This is a genomic window from Paenibacillus sp. FSL R7-269 (assembly GCF_000517865.1).
Taxonomy (GTDB): Bacteria; Bacillota; Bacilli; order Paenibacillales; family Paenibacillaceae; genus Paenibacillus_AQ.
The window spans coordinates 104,504-127,345 of the sequence record NZ_ASPS01000047.1; the positions used below are offsets into that span (position 1 = coordinate 104,504).

The window sequence follows — 22,842 nt, forward strand, 5'->3', positions numbered from 1 at the left end:
CACCAGGGGGTCAGTCATTGTAGGATAAAAGCATATTGTGCATATATTGCTGCAGCTCGGCCCGTAATCCCCGAGGCTCCAACAGCTCGCACTCCCTGCCGAAGCTTAGAATGAATTTCAGCAGACCCTCCTCATGAGGAAAAGTATCCGTAACGAGATAGAAGCCATCTTCACGCAGGCTAATCTTCTCTTTCTCAAAATACTCGGTAAGCTGCGCGCCAATTCGCGAAGTGAATCTCAACACAACCTGTATGCCCGCCTGCGAATAATTGTGTTCAATGACCTCGGCAATCTGCGCATCCGGCACATCTCTTTTGGCAAAAGACGGCCCCAGCTCCAATTGTCTGATCCGCACAAGCTTGAATCTGCGATAGTCGTTTCTGACCCGGCAGAAGCCGATCACATACCAATGGCCGTGACGAAAGTCAATCCAGCCCGGCTCGACCGTCCGCTCCAGGTATTCCATATCCCGGTTAATGTAGTCGAACACCAGCAGCCTATTCTCCGTGATGGCTTCGCTTATAATCCCGAGGTACTCTTTAATCTCCTTTTCCATACTGAAATGGGACAAATCCAGAGTCAGTTTATCCTGATTGGATTCCCGCTTATAGGTATGTTCAACCTTCAGCAGAATGTCATTAAAAGCTTCGTTCCGGCCAAACAAGCCGTGTAAATTCTTCATTACAGCTACAAACGTATGAGCTTCGTCCCCATTAAGAAAGAGATTGCTTACATTATAGCTGTCCATAATATAGTATCCTCCACCCTTGCCGCTGGTCGATGCAACCGGTATGCCGGCTTCGCTTATTTTCTCAATATCCCGGTAGATCGTCCGCAAGGATACCTCGAAATGCTCAGCAAGCTCCTTGCCCGTTACCGTACCTTGACCGGAGATGATTAGCAGCATGGAGAGTAATCGATTGACTCGCATGATGGGTGTGTGACGCTAAGGAACGTCTCCTCCTTTGGGTGGGATTTTTTACTATCCATTATTTAAGGCTACTTGGTAAAGGATGTTTACGGTATTCATTAGTTGTACTTCTCCCCGATTTTCCTAACATAGGCTTCTTCGAGATATTCTTTTAATCCATCACATTGATCTTTAATCAGTGTCATCCATAAGATCTTTCCTTTTGCAGCAAGCTCTTCTTCACTGTATTGTCCTTTGATAAAAACTCCCCAGTTACCATCCTCTGTAAGTTTGTCCCAGCCAATATAATCGGAATATCTATTGTTTTCTTCCGGTATTTCAGAGCCCATGGCTTCTAACTTTACTAGCTCAGGACATAACCACATTGCCGTACAAACACCAGTTAACCCACCATGTATTTCATTGCGTCCATCTAATCCAGCGGCCTTCACTGCATTATCCCACGAACCGTTATAACCGGGGTAAATAACAATGATGTCTTGATATTTATAATTCATATGTTTAATAAATGCGTTATACCAATATGCTCCACCATGCCCTGAACATAGGAGATATTTCTTGAAACCTTGTCTTCTCAAGCCCAATATTATATCTTCAAGCATAGCAGTCAAAATATTAGGACTAACAGTCACTGTTCCTTTGAACGCTGCATGTTCTTCCGAGGTATTGAAGGGTAAAACGGGCAAAACGTATGCATTTAGTGCTTTACCATATTCATTGGCGTAAAGCTCAGCAATCAAACTGTCTATATGCATTGGCAAATAAGGCCCAAATTGCTCTGTAGCCCCAACGGATATGACTACAGTGTCAATGCCGCTTAAAGATAATTCTGTTGTGGTATTTGTATAATCTAGCATGGTTAGCTCCTTCATTGTTGATCTAGGTTACTTGATAAGCACGACTAACCTTCGATCCCCTCCTCGATCAGCTTGCCTCGAACTCTCCTAGCCATGCGCTCCACACGGAGTACGACAGCGGAAAACAGCAAAACTCATGCTTTCTCCGTATCAATTCACTATCTATTTCCCATTTCAATTCTTGAAAAGGACCCGGGGATTTCATGGGAGCTTGGCATTCGCGCCGATTCTTGTTTTTATTGTACCTCTCCTACCAAATTCTGCACAATCCTAAACCTCTCAACACTGTATCGACCAATGACAAGGGTGTGATTTGCCCCATCGAAAAGTTAATTCCTTGCCCACCCTTTCGACTGCTCCCGGACCAGTGAGAGAAATGCTGCTGCCGCTGGCGACAATGCCTCCTGTTTCCGGGTACAGACGGCAATCGGATTTAGCAGCGAAGTGCCGTTAACCATCACACGCTCCACTTCCCCGCGCTCCACATTGTCCCTTACCGCCAGGGAGGAGATGAAGATAGCTCCATAGCCCGCGATGACGGCCCGAACCATCTCGTTCACCCCATTAAATTGTAGACCGACCTTGGGAGGACTGACGTTCAAAGCCCGACATAAAGAGAAGAGACGCTCCCGGGTTGAACTTCCTTCTTCACGCAGAATGAAGGGAACCTTCATCATTTCCGCTAAAGTAATTTCCTTTCCTCCGTATGGATGGTTTTTCGGGACGATGAACCAGAGCTCATCCTCCAGAAGCTCCTCCCATTCAATACCCGGTTGCTCCTCCCAGCCGCCTCCGTATACGGCTACCTCGGCATCGTAATGTAGTAGCCCCTCCACCGCTTCCCGGGAATTCGCAGTATTCAAGACCACCTCCACGGAAGGATGCTCCTGCTTGTAGCGTGCCAGCCATTCCGGCAGCAGGAGATTAGCAGGCAGATAGGTGGCGACAATCCGCAGGATACCGCTGAACCCGGCCTTGTATTCACGGACTGCCTCATCCAGCTCACGCTCCAATGCAAACAATCGTTTGGCATGACTGGCCAGCATCTGACCCGCATCGGTCACTAAGATACCACGCCCCTTGGGGGCTAACAGTTGTATGCCTAATTCCTTCTCCAGATTGCGTACCTGGGCCGTAACCGCAGGCTGACTAATCCGCAATTCCTCCGCAGCGCGGGTGACTCCGCCTTTTTCAGAGATGGTGTGAAATATTTTAAGGGCATGAAGATTCATAAGATGACCTGCCTCCTACATCAAAATTAATGAAGAACGAAATTATATATATTTTTCTGATGAATCATTATGCTTTATTGTAAGGATAAGGGAAAATTTTCACAAGGTAAAATAATTTATCGATGAAGGAGAGAATTTCATGAGCAAAACTAAAATCGTCTGTACCATCGGCCCCTCCAGCGAAAGCCCCGAAATGCTCCGTAAGCTGATCCAAGCAGGTATGAATGTCGCCCGCCTGAACTTAGCTCACGGTGAGCTGGAGGAGCACGCAGAGCGCATCCGCCACATCCGGGAAGCAGCCAAGGAGCTAAACCAATATGTGGCCGTCCTGCTTGACATCAAAGGTCCGGAAATTCGTATCGGCAAAATGGCCTCGGACTACGTGGAATTGGTACCAGGGGGAACAGTGGTTCTGACCACAGAGGAAGTGCTCGGCACGAAGAACCGCATCCAAGTCACCTATAAGCAGTTACCCCAAGATGTGAAGCCCGGCAGCAGTATCCTGATTGATGACGGTCTATTGCGTTTGGAAGTCGTAAAGTCCGAAGGCACCGAGATCACCTGCCTCGTCAAGAACGGCGGCAAGCTGAAGCCGCGCAAGGGTGTCAACGTTCCCGGCATCAAAACCAGTCTTCCCGGTGTAACTGAGAAGGACATCCTGCACATCAAGTTCGGCGTTGAGCAGAATATCGACATCATCGCTCAATCGTTTGTCCGCAAAGCTGCAGATATTCTTGAGATTAAACATATTCTGAGTAAACACAAGGCCGACCATATCCAAATCATCGCCAAAATTGAAAATGACGAGGGCCTTGAGAACCTGGATGCCATCCTGAGCGTAGCCGACGGACTAATGGTTGCCCGCGGAGATCTGGGCGTGGACTTGCCGGTGGAGGAGGTGCCGCTGGTTCAAAAAGACATGATCAAGAAGTGTAATCTGGCCGGAAAACCGGTTATCACCGCCACTCACATGCTGGAGTCCATGCAGATGAACCCGCGTCCGACCCGTGCAGAAGCAAGTGACGTCGCCAACGCTATTTTTGATGGCACCGATTCTGTCATGCTGTCAGGTGAATCTGCCGCAGGTAAGTACCCGCTGGAGTCCGTCGAGACCATGGCCTGCATCGCCGCCCGCGCTGAGTCCGTCCTGGGGAGCTATGGCCGCTGTAACTGCATGGGTAATGAAACTGCCATCAACATAACAGGTGCCATCGGCGAATCTGTTGTCCGCACTGCCCTCACGCTCTCCGCCAGGGCTATTCTCGCCCTAACCGAAAGCGGATTTACTGCCCGGATGATCGCCAAGCACAAGCCCGCTGCACCAGTCATCGCCGTATCCACTAAGGAGAGCGTGCTACATGCCCTTTCTTTGACCTGGGGTGTAATTCCTCTGCTCCGCGACGAGTCTGCTTCCAGCACTGATGCAGCCGTAGAAGCCGCCGTTGAACTGGCAAGGTCTGCCGGATACGTACAAAATGGCGACTTGGTGCTCATTACCGCCGGTGTCCCTGTAGACTGCGCGGGAACCACAAACCTGCTGCGGGTTCACCGAGTTGGGGAAGGGATTTAAATAAAAACGGGGTTCGTATTTTACTCCAGCCTGTTAGAAACGCGGATTGCCCCCGATCAAATCTTTGGTCATTGGATCAAAAAACATTGTAATCGGTCCCAGTGGGCCGTTCATTTCCGTATCAAATTGAACGGATACAACAACATCTGACTTTCTGTCCTCAATCCAATAGCCAACGTTTTTTGCAGACTCTAGGATCACTTTGGCTTTCTCCTTCGGCGTGGTTAAGGTGCTTCTTTCCTTTTCAGAGATTTGGGCCCAAGCTAGATTCCGAAATTCATCTTCATTTTTAAGTTTGTCATAATGGAAGACATAATAGTACCATCCACCGCCCAGATTCTTATAGTCATTCACATAGCTGAATTTCGAAGGATCGCCTTTGGCCATCTCTGGTAGGCTGATATAGGTTATGCCTTGCTGATACAAGTTGTCTTCGGCATTACACAAAAAGTCAATACTTTTACTAGGGTCATCATTTAAGGAGGATATCCTTTTTACAACACCTTCTTGAAACAATGTTTGAGCGATTTGTTGAATTTCAGGGTCTTGGATGTTCTCGATGGAATAATCTTGTTGAAGTATGACAGGCCGAGTCTGGAACACTTTTTCATTCTCTAACAGATAACCGCCTAGAATATCAAAATCTTCACGACGGTTTTGAAAATATTCAATAACCCCAGTCTCTGGACGCTTCAACACTTCGCTAACGTTCAAGGGAATAATGAAATCACTTGCCGTAACATGCTCCGTGCCCTTGCTTTTCATGCCAGCACATCCGCATACCGTCAATGCAAAACAAGTTAGAACTGAAATGAATTTCATCGGCCAAAGCTTCATATTGCTGACCCCCATTAAGACATACGTTGTGAATTCATGTCACGAAATAGCTTCTCGGTATTATTCTATAAAAACAGTAATAACATTGATACTCACCTTAGGTATGACGGTTGCAGGGGGCGGGCTTTCTGTTTATGCAGGCAACGGGACTTCCGGGCAGGCTTCTGCCAGCGGCCTCACTGGCTCCAGTTCTGTGTTGGCGAATAGAGTTGCAAGCAGCGCGGCTGGCTCAGCTGTGACGTCAGAGACACAAGATGAAGTGACCCTCAGTATATCCAATGTTGTTTTTGACGGGGACAATCTTGTCATGAAGACTGTGAGAAGCTTGTGCCTGGAGGTCACGCCAGTGCTTAATTCATACGACTTGTAGCATTAGGTATGTTGTAGCGGCAGCTTATACATTGATCCTGAAGTTTTTCTTAAAATTATTTCAATGATTTCTTCAGTTTCTCTATGGTCAGTTTCTATATGTTCTTGAAATCTACTCTCATTAAATGTAGCTACACCTGCTTTTGTATGCTGTTGGTACCAAGCATCATAAGTGTTCCCGCGTTTTTCAATACGTTTTTTAATTGTGTTTTCGGATGCCAAGAGACAAAAATGAAAAACTTCTCGATCCATACTTTTAAAACCGTTGTAAATGTACTCGAAATGTACAGCTTTATATATTGTCCTAGGAACAATAAGATGTTTCTTGTACTTCTTCAATAATTCTTGAGCTGTCTTTACAGCAAGTATTCTCCATAATTCTATATCCTGAAAATCATCAGTTAGTTCTAATTATTCACTAATTATTTACGTATTCTTCATGTATACTACGCAACCTAACCGAAACAGCTTCCAAAGACTGAACGGGCATGGATACCTTTTTCTCCGAAAACATCCAGCATCAGATCAGAACACCCATTTAGCACTTTATGATGCTCTTCAAAACTGGCTACCGCATTAACAAGGCCCTGAATTTCAACCACCCGTTTCACCTTATCCAGTGTATCTAAAGCTGTTTGTAGTACAGCCAAAATCTCAATTCCCGTTTGCCGTGCAAACTGTTTGTTCAGTCATTTTTAATCTCCTCACTCATCAGATTTGGAAGAAATACAGTAAGGAATCAAGTTTCATTTTGAAGCCGAGTTGATATTAAACAGGACTGCAATTCCTATAATCATTCGTTTTAAATTCATGAGATATCACCTAACACGTTTAGCAATCGGATGATTCTCATTCAACTCCAGCAGGTCCCATAAATTCCCGTATAAATCTTTAAAGACAGCTACTTTTCCGTACGATTGATCTTGGGGCTCTCTAACAAATTCAATGTCCTTAGAGACCATATCCTTATAATCTCTCCAAAAGTCATCCGTGTTCAGGAACAGAAATACCCGCCCACCCGTTTGATTACCGACAAATTGCTCTTGTTCAGGTTTGGACGCCTTGGCAAGCAAGATCGTAGTCCCAACTGAGCCAGGAGGCGAAATCACCACCCACCGTTTATCCTGCTCCGGCTGATATGTATCTTCTACTACTGTGAAATTCAACTTTTTTGTATAAAATTCAATGGCCTCATCATAATCGTTTACGACCAGAGCAATATGTACAATGGACTGAATCATTTGTCATTTCTCCTCACCCATATCATTTAGTGTTTACAGCTCAATTACTTTCAATCGTTTAGATTGCAGCCGCTAACTTGGCAATAACATTAAAATAGACATGATCCGAAAACAATGAACTGCTTTAATGATTTCATGACATCCTATCCTCTACGGTTTTTAACCTATCTTATCACAGAGAGCATCGAGAATCAGGATCTACCACTGCTTAGTCCAAACGGGCTCCATGCTGGAGCAACCCCCTTTTGAAGTGAAAATCCTATATGAAAGCATACAAAAAGAGGGGCTGTTACAGCCCCACGCAGGAGACAATCATTCATCTTTAGCTTTAGGTTTTACCGTCATGGAGAAGACAACCCCAAAGATAATCCCGAAAGTAATGCCTAGTGGAATACTATGGAGAGCTGCACCAAATACCACACCAAAACACAAGCCTAAAGATGCACCGGTTACAAGAGATTTATTGTTCATAATCCACGCCTCCTTTCCCAATACAACGAATTTAAACAGTATCGGCTGGAGTATCCAACACATTGCAAATAAGCCGGACCGCATACTTAAGTATGCAGGCCGGCTATCTCTGTTACCTCTACTTGGCTATGCCCTCAGCATAGTGCTTTCTCCCACTCTCCCCAGCGGACTGCAGGGCCCTTATTTGCAGGTTATTCGCCTGAGAGGGTTCGCAGAGAGGCAATAAGCGCACTCCAGTCCGCAGACCGGCAAAAAGGTACCTTTTCTTGAAAAGAACGGCCCTCCGGTCTGTTAAGGAGCAGATTGGGCACTCGAAGGTCCTCAATCGCCCTCCCATCCCCCATCAAGCATTCATCAACACCTGAATGCGCTCCACATCCTGGCTGAATTTTTTGGCCAGGCGGGCTTTGCCGAGGTTGGACTTCACGATCTTCTGCATGCGCTTGTCATCAGTCACTGCGAACTTGGCGAGCATGCGGAAGCCTTGCTCGGGCGCACGTTCCACGAATACACTAAGTGCGTATTCCAGACCTTTGGAGAGGACGCGGAACTCTTCCGCACCGTAGCGGGTCTGTCTGGCGGCAATCTGGTCAAGAATCTCCTCGGACAGCTCCAGCGCATACAAGACATTGGCCTGCTCCTTCAGCATCGGCGGGTGGGCCAGGGCGGCGACGAAGGCCCGCTGCTCCAGCGCGTTAGCCGTGCTTTTCATTCCGTCGAACAGTGCGCGGAGCGCGCTGAAGTCCTGCTCCCCGATGCGCTGCAGCGCCATCGCTGCCGCCTCGCGCATCCGCCAGCGGGCGTCATTCATCGCCGCCCGGCAACGTTCCAGAATGATCTCCCGGCGGGCAGGCTCCGCATAGCGGTAATAGCTGCCCATCGCCTGGAGCGCGCAGAACGGCAGGAACTCGCGGGCATCGTCGGTCGGCGCTTCCGCCTCCGTCTTGACGCTCCATGCCACCACCAGCTCCCACGCTTCATCCGTCACCCAGTCGGACGCGAAGGCGTCCGCGAAGGCGGAAGCCGCCCCCAGATTGGCCCGCGGCCCCGGCAGGTTCGACTCGCCCATCAGGCGCTGCTCCAGCTCCGCATACTTCCCGGCCTCGCGAAGATCGCCGTAGAAGACGTTTTTGCTCATTTTACTGTTCATTCCAGTACCCCTCCATTATTTTGGAAAAGCCATCTTGATCTGCTCCTCACAGAACTCCTTACATACATTGTTGCCCCAGAACAGCCCGTGGAAACGCGTCAGCGCAATCGTGTCCTCGCGGATCTCCACCAGCCCTTCCTTCACGAACTTATCGAACAGCTCCGGGAAATGCTCCTCCGGGAAAACGCCGAATTTGCGGCGGAACTGCTGGCGGTCAACCGCTGTACGGCGCAGGCCCATCGCCAGGAACTGGTTGGGCAGATCCTCTGCCTTCACTTCGTAGCCTAAAGCAATGGGGAGGTCGCCGGATGTAACTTTTTTCACATATTCAGGGAGTAATTTCACATTCTGGTAGGCATAGCCGCCCACATCGCCGAACGCCCCCAGCCCCACCGAGAGCAGGTCCAGGTAATCGTCGAAATGCTTGCGGCTATACACATGATGGCCTCCCGGCCGTACGAAATCATACGTCGATTCCACCGAATAGCCCTGCGACTCCAGATAACGGCAAGCCTCCACATACATCTGCTGTTCCAGCTCAAGACCGCCGCAGGCCGGAAGCTCGCCGCTGGCAATGCGCTTAGCCAGACCGAAGCCGGGGATGATCTTCAGCGGAAATAGTGTGACATGGCCAATGTCCAGCTCTACTACCTTCGCCAGATCCTCCAGCCATTCCTCCATCGTCTGGCCCGGCAGATTGTACATCAGGTCCAGGCTGACATTGGTTATCCCGGCTGCTCTGGAATCCTGAATACTGCGCAGGGAATCCTCACCGGTCTGAAGCAGCCCAAGGCGTCTGCCCAGCTCATCGTTGAAGGTCTGCACCCCGAGACTGATCCGGTTCACCCCAAGCGCCTGAAGCAGCTTCAGCTTGGCAGCGGTGAACGAGGCGGGATTGCCTTCGAACGTGATTTCCTCAACGCTGTGCAGGGGAAGCGTGGCCTGGAGCTGCTCGAATAGAGCGGTGATCTCTTCCTCGTCCAGTACACTGGGCGTCCCGCCGCCGATGTAGAGCGCCTCCACCGAGCAATTGCGGATCTGCGGCGTCTCCCCGTACATCTCCAGCTCGCGGAACAGCGCAGTCAGATATTCCTGGCGGGCTCCCTGCTCGTTGAACGCCTTGGGGTACGGGCAGAATGGGCAGATGGAATCGCAGAACGGAATATGTACATAGGCCAGCTTGGAGCTTGCCGCAGCTTGATTCAGGTTCATCAAGGACGGCAGGCGCTTGCTGTCCTCCGGTGACACCGGAGTGTTCCCCATAGGATAATGTCCGATCCCGATCTCCCGGAACGGATACACAGGCTTGTTCATTCTATCAAGTCCTTCCTCCAATTGAATTCATAAGCATATCCTTATAAATATGGCGTGAAGCTGACAGAGCACCGGTTAGCAGGTCAGCACTATAATTCTTGGACTGATAGTAGGCTGGAAAAAGCAAGTTATCCTCAGCCCGGATCACCTGCTCCTGTAGAGCAATATGGTATAGTGCGGTGTGAGGGTAGACACGGATGCCTTGGCTGGCCAGAATATACACAGGGTTCATCTGATTGACCATCTGTACTGTCTCCTGTACCGTATCCGCATTCTCTCCCGGCCCGCCGAACAGCAGCGATACCGAATAGGGAAGCTGATAGTGCTCCAGCAGGCGTCCCAGCTCAATCAGCTGCTCCGGGGTGAACTGCTTGCCCATCTGCCGGAGCATCTGCCGCGAACCCGAGTCGGCCCCGATGTCTACGAAGCGGCAGCCGGTCTCCTTCAGCGAGCGGATCAGCTCCTCAGTAATATGGGCCGGAGTCAGAGCGCAGCTCCATTCCAGCGAGGGGCTTGTGCGGCCGATCAGCCTGCAGAACTCCACCGTCTCCTCCACCTCATGATTGAACACCCCGTCTACAAAAGTGATGTTATGCACCTGATAGCCGTTCTCCAGAATCTTCATATCTTCGCTGAACTGCTCCGCAGGAATCCGGCAGGCGCCGGCATTCATGTAGCCCTCCGAGCAATAGATGCAGTGCCGGCTGCAGCCTCTGGAGGCCTGATAGCCCATCGAGGCTTTTTTGATGCGGGGGTTCGGGATAAAATACTGCGGAGCGAACAGCAGCTTCGGCGGAATACGGCTGTACACCGGATGATAGGCGGGATCTGCATTACGAACCGTACCTGTCTCCGGGGCCAGCCCCCGCTCGATCTCACGGGCCAGCCGTACCGCTTCTGCTTCGCTCCCGCTCCCCTTGATGCCGTAATCTGCCCCCAGCTCCTTCACCAGCTCGCCTGGCATCACCAGCATTGCAGCCCCGCCAAGCAGTACCTTGGCTGAACTGCAAGTACGGCATACCTGCATGACTTGCTGTAAGAAAGAGAGATAGCTCTCCGGCCGCTGGATCACCTGATTATCGATATTGCGCACCGAGAGGCAGATCAGATCCGCTCCGGTGACCAGCAGCTCCCCGCGGAGCGCCTCCAGCGGCTCAGCCACAAAAGCCAGATCCAGAAAGCGTGTCCTGAATCCGGCAGCGGTCAGAGCCGAGTAGACCATTCCCGCACCGACGGGAAGGACCGGCAGCGGCTTCAGCAGTGTATTCGTAGACACCACTAGGATTCTCATGCTTCACTCCACCCTGTCTTCCTCATTCATATGAACATCCAGTCGGGGTTGCGTTCCCGGTACGGCGCACAGATGCGGTTCGCCTGCTCCAGACTCAGCTGCGGGGACATGAAGAACTTCGGATGCAGCAGATCATCCGGCTCCGGCGAACCCACATAGCTATACATATCGGTGGACGGCAGAATACGGATGCCGAACAAGCCGAAGATGCGCTGCACCGCAAGCTCCTCCATCAGATCCAGCGTCTCCCGCAGGGTCTCCGGTGTCTCCTCCGGTCCCCCGATCAGGAGGCAGAAGCTGAAGTTCAGCTCCTGGCTGCGGCAGAGCTGGACCACCTTGCGGATCTCGCCCTGCCGGAAATTCTTCTTGAAGGATCTGAGGCAGATATCGCTGCCGGAATCAATCCCGAACTCCACCTCCGTACACCCGGCCTGCTTAAGCAGCCCGGCGAATGCTGCCGTGAAGAACCGCGGATTCAGGAAGCAGCCCCAGGATAACGGAAGCGTGCGCTTGATCAGCTCGCGGCAGATTTCTTCGGCATGCTCCAGCGGATAGTTGAAGACACTGTCCACGAAGTCAAATGAACCGATGTCATACTGAAGCGCCATCTGCTCAATCTCATCGGCCACCCCCTCCGGTGAGCGCAGGCGGACCGCCCGGCCCTCCAGTGACGGGTAAGCACAATAGGTGCAGCTTAGCGCACAGCCTCTTTTGGTCAATACATTATGGCGGACCTTGCGCTCTACATCATAGCTGTGCAGAAATCCGCTGCGGCTCGGGAAATACTCCTGATCCAGCTGCTCCGGTGCATATGGCGACCAGTAATTCCATTCCCCGGCCCTTGTTCTGAACATCAGCCCGCTCACTGCGGACGGCACCTGCCCCGCCTCCAGCTGGCCCAGCAGCTCCACGATACTGTCACAGCCGTCTCCGACAATGCCGTAATCGGCTCCTGTCTCCTGCAGCCACTGCCGGGGCAGAAGCGAGAAGCCCGCCCCTCCCAGAATAATGCGGGCGGTACAGTTCCATCCCCGGACCCAATCGACCAACGCACAGACCTGGTCCACGAAGCTCCGGGGGTACTGCATGCAGCAGTTATCGAGGTTGCGGATGGATAGACCGACATAATCCGGCATATAGGCATTGAGGTAATCCGTAACGGTCTCCCGGTTATACTCCAGCTGGGTCATGTCCAGCATGCCTGCTTCCCAGCCGGAAGCGACAAGACTGGCATGAATATAGCTAAGACCCAGCGGGAATACAGGCGGCCGCTTCTCCGTATTCGCCGAGATCAGCAGCACTCTGCCCATGCTCACTCCCCCTTAAGAAAAGTGAGCGTGGCAGCAGCTACATCCCCGCCCGCCTCAAGAAACATAAAGTGTCCGGCGCCTGGAACCGTATGCATCCGGGAGTCCGGCAAATACCGGTTCAGCTCCAGCGCCTTGTGCAGCGGCGTAATCCGGTCCGCTTCCCCGGTAATAATCAGCGATCTCTGCCGGATGCCCTGAAGGACCGGACGCAGGTCGGGATGCTTAATCTGAATCATCAGACGGTGGGTCGCGGCAGGCAGCCGGGACCAGCCCTCCAGAATCTGATGCTGAACTGCTTCATGCCCCTCGGTGAAAAAATACGGAACCGCCGCCGCATTCGTCTGCCGCACAGCATCCGGCGTAATCTCTTCCCCGTGCTCCGGCCGCTTGAACGGAACCGCGAAGGTGGCCGCAGCCCCCATCAATACCAGCTTCTTCACCCGGTCTGGCTCACGAGCGGAGAGCAGCAGAGCAAGCGTACTGCCCAGGGAATGCCCGATGATCGAGACCTGCTTCAGCCCCTGCTCATCCAGCAGCCTGAGAATATCATCGACCATGTCCTCAAGGGTGAAGGCAGGACCGGCGTATTCCGACTGGCCGTGTGCGCGCAAGTCCGCGCACAACACCTGATAATGAGGCGCAAGCGCCATGGCCAAATCCCGGAAGACAAGCGAAGAGTCGCGGTTACCGTGCAGGCACAGCACGGCTTCTCCGGTACCCTGAACAGTGTGATGTAAAGGTATCCCTTTAGTCTTCAACATGTAATTTGTATCCTCCCTTGAACTTCCCGGCCGGGCCGCTCATACGACAGCTTCCTCCAGATAGTCCACGACCCGGTCTATATCCCGGCCGTCTGCTTCATCCACTGCAAACAACCGCCACTCCCCGGGGCTTCTGCCTACCAGAATGGCCGGCTGTCCGGGCGCCAGGGTGCAGCGCGAGGCCAGCTTATCCTCCCAGTCATAGTACAGCGTGAAGCCGGGAACAGTCTGGCCTGTCTTCTCCTTCACGAATTCATGAGTGATGAAGTGGGGCAGCTGCCCCACCCTCGCAATCAGCGCACAGTCTGCGGTCCCGCCGAACTGCCGCTTCAGCTGCTCCAGCAGCGGCCCGCAGCGGAGGCTGGCCTGCTGATCGCCGATGACGAAGATCCTTGGCTGAATCGAAGCGAGTTCACCGAGCGTAACCTCCCCATCCCGGACGTCCTGTACAGTGAAGGCAGGCCAGGCTTCGCTTTGCTCCAGGCTCGCCAGCCCTTGCCCCTGCCCGTGGCTCTCCCCCGGATCACCGTTCACCTGCCCCCCTCCCGACTGCCCGGGAAGGTCGAAGTAAGAGAAGCCCAGGGAGGAGGCCACCCGCATCCCGACAGCCCGGGCCATCATCTTCGCCTCCTCCGCTTCTTCAATCGGCTTGCTCCAGGAGCGCTTGCGGATGCCAGGCTGCCCGTCATATTCAATCAGGCTGATGCCTGCGCTGGCAATCATCGACAGCTTGATCGCCGTGAAGCAGGGCATCAGCGAGGCCAGCGCCCATTCATGCCCCGGTCCCGCTGCGACAACAATCTGTCCGGCGACCTTACCCTTGAACGCCTTGCCCTTCACCCCGGCTACCCGGTCATAATTGTAGTACTCGAAGTCCAGATCCTCGTCGCTGCAAGGCTCGCAGCGGTCGATCCAGTTCTTCCAGACGGCCGGAAGCGAGAGCGCATAGACCGGAGAGGCGAAGACGAAGCCGTCCGCCTCCTTCAGCTTGTCGTACAGCTCCGTCAACTGGTCCTCCGGGTCCTTCAGCAGGTGGCAGTGCTTGCCGTTCATGCAATTGCCGCAGCCGTCACAGGGCAGAATGTTGTAATCATTCAGCCGCAGCAGCTCCGTCTGCACCCCCTGCTCCGCTGCGGCTTCAAGCGCAACAGAGAGCAGGTATTCACTGGAGCTGTGGCGCTTCTTCATGGACCCGGCGAGCCCGATGATCTTCTTCATCCGGCCGCCTCCTCTAAGTCCAGCTCAGCCGTATCGAAGCCCAGCGACCGCAGATCGCTGAGCGCGAACATCCGGAAGTCTGCCGGGGTACACAGTACGTTCGCTTTGGCGACATCCTGCCTTAAGACCTGGGCACTTCCGCGCGCCGTTGCCAGCTCCTCAGCCTTCTTACGGATCTCAGGCCCGGCCATATCGCGGATGAATTCCGGCTTGCGCCCGATGACCGCGTCGAACAGACTCTCGCCTTCCGCGCTCCAGGCCACCTTCATTCCTCCGGCCGCCGAATCGAAGAAGCTTCCCGAAGCCAGCGCCGCGAACAGCTGCTCGAATTCCTTCAGCGCCTCGTCCCCGGGCTTCGCCATGGACACCGTCCGGCTGGCCCATTCGGCACAGTAGCCGCACTTGTCACAGTCCATCCGGTCGCAGCGCTTCGAGCGGAAGCCCTCCAGGAAGCCTTCCAGGCTCTCGTTGTCGATGCTGGCCTGGAAGCTGAACAGCAGGCGGTAGACCTGTCTCATTTTCTCGGACGGAGCGAACTCCTCCTTGATATTCTTCGAGAAGTTGGGCATTTCGAAGTCGGCCTCTGCCATCCGCGAATTAAGCAGGCTCAGCAGGTTCCCCTGATACTTCCGCTGCGAATAGGACTGCGCGGTAGCCGCAATCTTCTCCGTGGTCTTCATCCGCTCGGTCAGCTTGAACTTGTGATAGCCCAGCTCCTCATAGATATGCATATCCTCCGGGCGAATCCACTGCGACTTCAGCAGCTCCTCGGGATGCTGGAGCTTGCGCTCCGTACAGCGCAGCATATAATAATCCAGCGCGAAGCCCTCCGTTACATGATTGCACTGCGAAGCATGGCTCTGGAAGTTCGCATGATTGTGGCGCATCGGGCAGTCCAGCATACAGTCATTGGTCGCAATGAGCTGATACTCACAGCGGGTATTCTTGCGCAGGCTCTCCAGGAAGGCGAAGTCGCGGTTCCGGCTCTCGGGCAGAGTAATCTCGCTGACGCCCTTTTCCTCGAAATACTGTGCCTGCCGCAGCGTATTCACATTGGCGAAGGTGGACAGGCTGATCTTCACATCGGGCAGCGCGGTGCGCACCATATCAATCAGCATCGGGAGGGATACGGTCACATATTCCGGCTGCAGCGTGCCGATCCATTCCAGCAGCTCGCGCAGGCGGTAATGGAAGTCCTTCGTGGTCTCCAGGTTATCCAGACAAGTGGCATTCAGCAGATAATTGAATTTGAAGCCATAGGCATGAAGGAGCTTCACATGCTCTTCCACCCTCGCCCGGTCAATCGTTGGCAGCGCGAAGGTCGGTCTCCCGCCGCCCACCAGATCAGAGGATAGCTTACCGTAGAAGACATCCACATGCGAATCCTTCAGCAGGATGGGCAACCGGTCATCAAAGTTGGTACCGACAGATAGCTTCATCCCTTCAGCTCCTCTCCGGCAGCCTCAGCCGGCTTTTGTCCGCGTGCCAGCTTCACACGGCTCTCGAAGGTCTGCTGGTTCGCTTCCGAGAAGAATTCCTTGCAGACGTTGTTGCCCCAGACAATCCCTCTGTCCGACAAGCGGATCTCATGGTCATCCGTTTCCAGCAGGCCTTTGGCTACCAGATCATCGATCGTCTGACCGAAGACCTCCTCCGGCTGATATCCGAACATTCCGGCGAAATCCTTCCGCTTCACTGAGAGCATCCGCAGACCCTTGGCCATCATCCCGTGCATCGCTTCCAAATCATCTGCCTGACTGGCAATGAAGACGGACAGGAACTGCTGCTGGAGCCGGTCGCTGTACTCCTGGATATCCCCCTGGTTGATATACATCAGCTTGTTGACGTACCCGAAGGCCGCCGGACCGTGCGCGAACAGATCCTTCTGCTGGGTATAGTACAAGAGAACATGCCGGTCCTCGAAGCCCGGCTTGGCGAAATCCCACACGCTGTACTGGACATAGCCTTCTTCCTGGAGCAGCCGCTTGGCTTCCAGATACATATCCACTTCCAGCTCGACGCTGCCGGTAGGCGGAATCTTGCCTTCCTTGATCATTTTGAACAGGGCAGTAAAGGGTACTACACACAGTGAAAATACCGTGATATGGTCGATGCCGAGCCGCACCGCCGTGCGGACATCCTCCAGCCACTCCTCCATGGTCTGCTCGGGCAGGTTGTACATCAGATCGATCCCAATATTCTCGAAGCCCGCTTCCTTCGCTTCCTCCAGCACCTCGAAGGCCCGCTTGGAATCATGGCTCATCCGCAGATGATGCCCCATCTTGTCGTTGAAGGTCTGGATGCCGATGCTGATCCGGTTCGCCCCCTGGGCGCGGATGGCCTGCATTTTTTCCAGCGTCAAGGTGGCCGGGCTGCCTTCAAAAGAGATCTGCGCATCCGGCGTCACCCGGTAACTCGCCTGGACGCTCTTCAGCATCTCCACCATCCGTTCAGCCGACAGAGCCGAAGGCGTACCGCCCCCGAACGTCACCGCACTGATCGTGGACTGCGAACCATACGGAGAAGAGGCATAGATGCCGATTTCGGCCTTGACGGCCTCCATGTACTGCTCCACCTGCTTTTCCTGATAGGCCATCTTGTTGAAGGGGCAGAAGATGCAGACGGACGCGCAGAAGGGAACATGCACATAGACTGCGCCCACATTATCCGCCGGAGGCTGGCCGCCAAGGCCCATCGTTCCATAGATATCAGCGGGGGCAACCTCGGTCACAGGGTTCGGATAGTGGGACACACAGATTGGATCTCTATGAGGATAGACGTTGTAGAAGCGTTCGTAGGCCGTGGTCTTAACCGACATGATGAACACCCCGCTTAGCTTCCACTGCCGACAAGGCCGCAGCCAGACCGGAAGAGACCGCCTCAATACCTGCCACAGGCAGACAATTCATCACCGTCTCTGTCACTTCCTCCGCGCTCGCCCCCAACTCATAAGCCTTCATTGCATGCAGCCGGATGCCGTAGGCAGAACGGTCTGTAACCACGCAAGCCAGCCGGATCAATTCCCGCACCTTGGGGTCAAGCGTCCCCGTGTCCTCAATCGACTTGCACATGCTCTCAAAAGCGTTCCCCACCTGCGGATTAACTCTCATCAACATATCGCTCATCAGCTATACCCTCCTTATGATTGTACCGACTGTACCGATTGTACCGACTGCACCGGGCGTCCCTTGGCCAGCTTCATCCGGTGCTGAAGCCCGTAATCCGCATATTTTGCGGAGAAAAATTGCTTGCTCACATTGTTGCCCCATATAATGCCGTCCTCAGTCAGCCGAATCCCTTCCGCATCCTGAATCAGCAGCCCGTCCTGCACCAGACGTTCGATCGTCTCCGGGAACAGCTCCTCCGGCTCCTGCCCGAACATCTTCACGAACCCGGCACGGTTAACGGACAGCATCCGCAGCCCCTTAGCCATGGCCCCGTGCGCCAGCTCCCGCTCATCCGCCTTCTCCCCGCAATTGACCGGCAGCAGCCCGTCCTGCACGCGGGTCATATATTCATTCAGATTGCCGCTGTTGATATACATATAGCCGTTGATGATGCCAAAAGCGGCCGCGCCGATCCCGATCATATGCGACTGCTCCGAGAAGTACAGGGTGGCGTGCCGGTCCGTCTTGCCCGGCTTGGCGAAATCGATGACGCTGTACTGCTCATACCCGGCTTCCAGCAGCATCTCCTTGGCGATGGTATACAGCTCGATCTCCCGGTAGACATCCCCGATGCCCGGGATCTTCCCTTCCGCTATACGCGAGGCAATTTGCGTATGCGGGACAACACAGAAGGAAATCACGCAGATATGGTCAATCTCCTGCTCGATGGAGGTGAGGATATCCGCCCGCCATTGATCCAGCGTCTGGCCCGGCAGATTGTACATCAGGTCAATGCCGACATTCTCAATGCCGCTGTTACGCGCATTCTTCACTAACGCGAATGAATCCTCGACACTGTGATACAGCCCCAGCACTTCGGCCAGCTCTTCCTGAAAGGTCTGCACCCCCACGCTGATCCGGTTGAGGCCCTGCAAAGCCAAGGCCTCCAGCTTGTCTGCCGTGAAATTCCGCGGGTTGCCTTCGATGAAGATCATGGCGTCCTCTTCCACGCGGAAGGCCTGCTTGATGTATTGCAGGACACCGGTCAGCTCTTCCGAGGACAGGCAGGAGGGAGTTCCGCCGCCGAGATTAATGGACGAGACCGTAATGCTGCTGCCAAACGGCGTAGCTGCATAGCTGTCCATCTCCTGCCGGACAGCGGCCAGGTAGCGGTCCACCTGATCCTGCCGCTTCAGATAACGGTTGAACGGGCAGAACGAGCAGGTGGCATCGCAAAAGGGAATATGCAGATACAGCGCTACCGGTGTATCCTTGGTATTCACCTGATTCAGCTCCATCAGCGACCTTACTTCAGACTCTTCGTGCTGAGAGACAGGTACAGGATAATGCGAGACACAGATCGAATCTCTCTCCTTGAACAATTCAACATATTGCTTCGCTCTGGTCATATGGAGCGTTCCCCCTTCATTTGGATTGCAGCATCCGGCCCGCATATGGGGAATCTTCGGACGGCTCCACCGGAATGCGGCGGATCTCCATCGTCATCTGGTTGCGCAGATCCGGGCAGGCCGAATGTACAATGTTGCCTTCCGGGTCCCACGGCAGCTTCGCATCCATGTTCAGCGCCAGCAGCATCGGAAAGACCGCATGAAACGCCGTTCCACACAGATTCCCTGCGTTCAACGGGGAGACCTTCATGATATCCCCTTCCTTATGCCCTGCCCGGCAATGCCCCTTAACACCCGTAACCTTAAGCTCAAATTCATAATTCATCCCTAATTCCTCCTCTTGGATTATGTGATTGGTATGTGACTCGTTTCACTTAACTTGTGATGTACTACTCAATAATGGCTACTACCCTTACCCAGGCCGCACCGGCCTGCCTGATCTTGATCGGAAAGCAAGCGACCTTGAACCCGTATGCCACCGGAATCCGGTCCAGATTCGCCAGGCGCTCCATATGGCAATACGTCTGTTCTCTGCCCCAGAAGTGAGCGGGGAACAGATAGGCGTTGTCGCCGGTCCGCTTATAATCGCTGATCATATGCTTGAACGGACGGTCGAACCCGTAGCTGTCGATGCCCATCAGCCTGATGCCTTGCCCGGTCAGGAATGCTGTAGCCTCCCTGCTCATGCCCGGATAATCCGTGAGATACCGGGGGGTTCCCCAGTGCCGGTCCGCACCTGTACGAATCAGCACAATATCCAGCGGCTTCAGTGTATACCCGATCCGCTCAAGCGCCTGTTCAATATCCTGCTGCCCGATGGATTCTCCTGCTTGCTTATGGGTGAAATCCAGCACCACCCCGTCGCCAAAGCACCATTCCAGCGGGACCTCGTCAATGGACGCTGCCGGTTCTCCCTCGCTCATGGAGCCGAAGTGCAGGGGGGCATCGAAGTGGGTCCCGGTATGCGTGGATGTGGTGATCATCTCCATGTTCAGGAACTCTTCGCCCGGAAAGTCCTTCCGGCTCCCGTCGAATTGGCGGGCGAAGCGGTCTGCCCCCTCCTGATGGCCGGTCTGCTCGAACCCGTACGGGGCCAGCTCGCCCGGATTCTGCTCCATCGGCACACTTAAATCAATGAACTGAACTGCCATGTCCTCACCTACTTCATAATTCTGAGTGCGTTACGCCCCAGGATGTTCTGGACATCCTCCCGCTTGATCTCCTTCACCCCCATCATCAGCTTCATGGGCAGCGGGATCACTACCTTCTGCATGTAATTCAGCACCTCGGCAATGTTCGGAGTGACTGTCCAGTCCGAGCCCCAGAGAATCTTGTGGCTGCCGCAGACCGAGATCATTTTGGCCAGCTCCATCCGGAACACCTTCGGGTTATTGTGAATCAGGATATTGGCTACCGCCGTGATGGTCACATACATATTGTCGTGCCGGCCGACCATGTAATAGCACAGGTCATTCCAGGGATGGCCCATATGCTCCACAATCAAGGTCAGGTCGGGAAAATCCACCGCCACATCATCAAGAAGAATCGGGTAGTTATGCTTCATCCGAAAAATACTGCCCGGCGTAATCCCGGTATGCACGCTGACCGGAATGCCCAGCTCACTGCACCGCTCATACAGCGGATACAGCAAATCCCGGTCATTCAGGACGAAGCCTCCGTAATCATTGGGGTTCAGCTTGAAGCCCTGCATGCCCAGCGTCTTAATGGCATAATCCAGCTCCGCCAGCGCTTCCTTCCCTTTGTAGGGATTGACGCTGGCGAAGCCGCGCAGCTTGTCGGGGTGGGCGCGGACCGCCTCGGCGATTTTCTCATTGGACAGCACCTCATAGCCGTAGACATCCTCGAAGCTGAGCTGATGCACCCAGCTCATGGCAATCTGGTTCTCGGCCATACAGTTCAGGTAATCCTCCAGCAGATTGTTGTCATCGACGAAGCCGTCCTGCGTGGCCCCCACCATCTTCTTCAGATACTGCAAGTCATCGAAGCCCTTCTGCTTCTTGTAATCCGGGACCGTCCCGGCCCCGGCCAGACTAAGCTCCAGGCTTTTGTTCTCCTTGACGGCGAAATGGGCATGAGTATCTACAATTACAAGATCGCTCTTCACGTTCGTCTTCTCACCACTTTGCTTAGAATTGGTATTGCAAGGCCGGGAGGCTAGACCTCTCTGTGCCCAATCTCCGGCCTCGGGGCCAGCGGCGCAGTGGCGAAGACCAGCTCCATCTCGCCCGGACCCTCATTGACGACCCGGTGCCGCTCACCCTTCCGCGCAATGAACAGGCTGTTCTCCCGGATGGCATGCGGAATATCCTCGATGACCGCCGTTCCCCGGCCCCGGATCACGAAGACATTCTCTTCGCCGTAATCATGAAGATGCTCCTTGATCTCTTCTCCCGGCTGGAGCAGAACATGGCCCATGATCAGCTGGGTGGACCCGACAGTCACCGGACTCGCCAGCACACGCATCTGCCCGCCTCTGGCATGAACCACCGGCACCTCCTCCATATGGACCACTGTATTCACTTTCACCTGATTCATACTGCACCCCTTATCCCGCAGATTTATATTCGGTGACACCGGCTTCTTCCTTTTTGCCAAGGCTTAGTGAGATCAGCAGCGTCAGCACCATCAGTCCGGCGGCCACCAGATAGCTGGGATGCGTGCCGATTCGGCTGTAGAAGAATCCGCCAAGCGTAGACCCCAGCGCAATCCCGACCCCCTGAAGAGTCCGGAAGGTTCCTAAGGCTGCGCCCATCTCCATCGGATTAATCTTGATGACCTTATCCGTAATAATCGTGTTGACCAGGGTAATAATCGGCCCTTCCGTGAGTCCGATCAGGGCATAGCCGAAGGTTAACAGCCAAGGATTGAAGTCAAGAGCATACAGCAGCACGAGCGCTCCTACACAGATCGACTGGGCCCAGATCAGCGGTGCATGTCTGCCTACCTTGTCCGAGATCCAGCCAACAAAGACCGCTCCGAACGAGGCTACTGCTTCATACGGAATGAAGAGCAAACTCAGCAGCACCAGGGAGATATCCTGTTCCTTAGCCGCGAACGGCACCAGGAAGGTGGTGAAGACACCCACCATGAAGCATAGAGTTCCGACAATCCCCGCCAGCAGGATTTCGCGGACGCCCAGCCATTTGAATGAGCTTTTGAAGGCTTGCCCGATGCTTCTGCTTGTATTCTTGACCCCGGTCTCCCTCAGCAGCACTGTGGTAACCAGCGTGGACAGCAGCAGCAGTGAAGCCAGCACCGCGAAGGAGGTATGCCAGCCGAAATAATTGCTCAGCAGCCCGCTAAGCACATACCCCAGCACCGACCCGGCACCAATCGCCCCGGACACAATACCCATCGCCCGGCCCCGCTCCTCGGGCTTGCACACATCCATCACCACCGCGAAGATCGGCGTGGACACGAACCCTCTGGCGAAGCCGAACAGCAGCCATCCAGCCGTGAACAGCAGCACTCCGTGGGATGCAGCCACCATAAATACAGCCACTGCCGATAATGCCATGGAGGCGATAATAATCTTCTTCCGCCCGTACCGGTCTGCGAAGACACCAGACGGAATGGACAGAAAGGTCATCACCAGCGAGGCAATCCCCGCTATGGTTCCAATCTCACCGGAGGTCATGCCGAGATCACTGCTGATCAGGGGTGCGATTGGGAAGATGCTGACCATAATAGAGAATACAAGCAGAATGTTGATGGCGAGTAGTGTGAATATTTTGTTGTTGCTCATGTGATTCG

General features: G+C 53.8%; 24 protein-coding genes. 1 reads left to right on the plus strand and 23 read right to left on the minus strand.

Translation table 11 applies throughout. From position 1 onward, the window contains the following. Nucleotides 1-10: 10 nt before the first annotated feature. From C162_RS20865 to C162_RS20875, 3 genes are all read right to left on the minus strand, one after another. Complete coding sequence (locus C162_RS20865; protein ID WP_036697268.1) at nucleotides 11-931, minus strand: helix-turn-helix transcriptional regulator; 921 nt, start codon at nucleotides 929-931, stop codon at nucleotides 11-13. Between the two features lie 98 nt (nucleotides 932-1,029). Beyond that, nucleotides 1,030-1,788, minus strand: coding sequence for a creatininase family protein (locus C162_RS20870; protein WP_036697269.1), 759 nt, complete (start codon nucleotides 1,786-1,788; stop codon nucleotides 1,030-1,032). A gap of 329 nt (nucleotides 1,789-2,117) precedes the next feature. Next, entirely contained in the window at nucleotides 2,118-3,020 is a 903-nt protein-coding gene (locus C162_RS20875; protein ID WP_036697271.1) for a LysR family transcriptional regulator, read from the minus strand. A 139-nt stretch (nucleotides 3,021-3,159) separates the two neighbouring features. On the opposite strand from C162_RS20875, the gene pyk reads away from it, so the two are divergent. Further along, on the plus strand, nucleotides 3,160-4,590 hold the full coding sequence (pyk, locus tag C162_RS20880; protein WP_036697274.1) for a pyruvate kinase: 1,431 nt from the start codon (nucleotides 3,160-3,162) through the stop codon (nucleotides 4,588-4,590). A 33-nt stretch (nucleotides 4,591-4,623) separates the two neighbouring features. Here pyk and C162_RS20885 read toward each other — a convergent pair whose 3' ends face one another. From C162_RS20885 to C162_RS20970, 20 genes are all read right to left on the minus strand, one after another. After that, nucleotides 4,624-5,427 (minus strand): hypothetical protein, encoded by an 804-nt coding sequence (locus C162_RS20885; protein ID WP_036697276.1) that lies wholly within the window; start codon nucleotides 5,425-5,427, stop codon nucleotides 4,624-4,626. A 372-nt stretch (nucleotides 5,428-5,799) separates the two neighbouring features. Continuing rightward, nucleotides 5,800-6,048 (minus strand): hypothetical protein, encoded by a 249-nt coding sequence (locus C162_RS20890; protein ID WP_156949674.1) that lies wholly within the window; start codon nucleotides 6,046-6,048, stop codon nucleotides 5,800-5,802. 203 nt (nucleotides 6,049-6,251) lie between these two features. Beyond that, a complete protein-coding gene (locus C162_RS35530; protein WP_084648997.1) occupies nucleotides 6,252-6,485 on the minus strand; it encodes a RidA family protein in 234 nt (77 codons plus the stop codon). Between the two features lie 129 nt (nucleotides 6,486-6,614). Then, the gene (locus C162_RS20895) at nucleotides 6,615-7,037 is read right to left on the minus strand and encodes a VOC family protein (RefSeq protein ID WP_036697278.1); all 423 of its coding nucleotides are present in this window, start codon (nucleotides 7,035-7,037) and stop codon (nucleotides 6,615-6,617) included. Between the two features lie 312 nt (nucleotides 7,038-7,349). Next, nucleotides 7,350-7,508 (minus strand): hypothetical protein, encoded by a 159-nt coding sequence (locus tag C162_RS36655; RefSeq protein WP_179090535.1) that lies wholly within the window; start codon nucleotides 7,506-7,508, stop codon nucleotides 7,350-7,352. Between the two features lie 343 nt (nucleotides 7,509-7,851). Further along, nucleotides 7,852-8,658 carry a hypothetical protein gene (locus C162_RS34525; protein WP_051493798.1) on the minus strand — a complete coding sequence of 269 codons (807 nt, stop codon included), beginning with the start codon at nucleotides 8,656-8,658 and terminating at the stop codon, nucleotides 7,852-7,854. A gap of 15 nt (nucleotides 8,659-8,673) precedes the next feature. Next, complete coding sequence (gene hemW, locus C162_RS20905; protein ID WP_036697281.1) at nucleotides 8,674-9,972, minus strand: radical SAM family heme chaperone HemW; 1,299 nt, start codon at nucleotides 9,970-9,972, stop codon at nucleotides 8,674-8,676. Nucleotides 9,973-9,976: 4 nt separating this feature from the next. Continuing rightward, nucleotides 9,977-11,263, minus strand: a complete 1,287-nt coding sequence (locus C162_RS20910; RefSeq protein ID WP_036697286.1) for a B12-binding domain-containing radical SAM protein — start codon at nucleotides 11,261-11,263, stop codon at nucleotides 9,977-9,979. A gap of 26 nt (nucleotides 11,264-11,289) precedes the next feature. Further along, nucleotides 11,290-12,573, minus strand: a complete 1,284-nt coding sequence (locus tag C162_RS20915) for a B12-binding domain-containing radical SAM protein (RefSeq protein ID WP_051493799.1) — start codon at nucleotides 12,571-12,573, stop codon at nucleotides 11,290-11,292. A gap of 2 nt (nucleotides 12,574-12,575) precedes the next feature. Continuing rightward, nucleotides 12,576-13,334 carry an alpha/beta fold hydrolase gene (locus C162_RS20920; RefSeq protein ID WP_036697292.1) on the minus strand — a complete coding sequence of 253 codons (759 nt, stop codon included), beginning with the start codon at nucleotides 13,332-13,334 and terminating at the stop codon, nucleotides 12,576-12,578. Nucleotides 13,335-13,373: 39 nt separating this feature from the next. Further along, nucleotides 13,374-14,552, minus strand: coding sequence for a flavodoxin family protein (locus C162_RS34530; RefSeq protein WP_051493800.1), 1,179 nt, complete (start codon nucleotides 14,550-14,552; stop codon nucleotides 13,374-13,376). After that, the gene (locus C162_RS20930) at nucleotides 14,549-15,991 is read right to left on the minus strand and encodes a U32 family peptidase (protein WP_036697293.1); all 1,443 of its coding nucleotides are present in this window, start codon (nucleotides 15,989-15,991) and stop codon (nucleotides 14,549-14,551) included. Before C162_RS20930 ends, C162_RS34530 begins: the two co-directional genes overlap by 4 nt. Further along, nucleotides 15,988-17,370 (minus strand): radical SAM family heme chaperone HemW, encoded by a 1,383-nt coding sequence (gene hemW, locus C162_RS20935; protein WP_036697296.1) that lies wholly within the window; start codon nucleotides 17,368-17,370, stop codon nucleotides 15,988-15,990. Before hemW (C162_RS20935) ends, C162_RS20930 begins: the two co-directional genes overlap by 4 nt. Then, complete coding sequence (locus C162_RS34535; protein ID WP_051493801.1) at nucleotides 17,360-17,677, minus strand: carboxymuconolactone decarboxylase family protein; 318 nt, start codon at nucleotides 17,675-17,677, stop codon at nucleotides 17,360-17,362. Before C162_RS34535 ends, hemW (C162_RS20935) begins: the two co-directional genes overlap by 11 nt. Before the next feature lie 14 nt (nucleotides 17,678-17,691). Further along, entirely contained in the window at nucleotides 17,692-19,068 is a 1,377-nt protein-coding gene (gene hemW, locus C162_RS20945; protein WP_036697298.1) for a radical SAM family heme chaperone HemW, read from the minus strand. Between the two features lie 16 nt (nucleotides 19,069-19,084). Continuing rightward, complete coding sequence (locus tag C162_RS20950; RefSeq protein ID WP_036697299.1) at nucleotides 19,085-19,393, minus strand: TIGR04076 family protein; 309 nt, start codon at nucleotides 19,391-19,393, stop codon at nucleotides 19,085-19,087. A 64-nt stretch (nucleotides 19,394-19,457) separates the two neighbouring features. After that, nucleotides 19,458-20,219, minus strand: coding sequence for a cyclase family protein (locus tag C162_RS20955; protein WP_036697300.1), 762 nt, complete (start codon nucleotides 20,217-20,219; stop codon nucleotides 19,458-19,460). A gap of 8 nt (nucleotides 20,220-20,227) precedes the next feature. After that, nucleotides 20,228-21,193: an amidohydrolase family protein gene (locus C162_RS34540; RefSeq protein ID WP_051493802.1), complete on the minus strand. Its 966-nt coding sequence runs from the start codon at nucleotides 21,191-21,193 to the stop codon at nucleotides 20,228-20,230. Nucleotides 21,194-21,243: 50 nt separating this feature from the next. Continuing rightward, a complete protein-coding gene (locus tag C162_RS20965; protein WP_036697305.1) occupies nucleotides 21,244-21,624 on the minus strand; it encodes a cupin domain-containing protein in 381 nt (126 codons plus the stop codon). Nucleotides 21,625-21,634: 10 nt separating this feature from the next. Next, on the minus strand, nucleotides 21,635-22,834 hold the full coding sequence (locus tag C162_RS20970; RefSeq protein WP_036697307.1) for an MFS transporter: 1,200 nt from the start codon (nucleotides 22,832-22,834) through the stop codon (nucleotides 21,635-21,637). Between the last annotated feature and the right edge of the window lie 8 nt (nucleotides 22,835-22,842).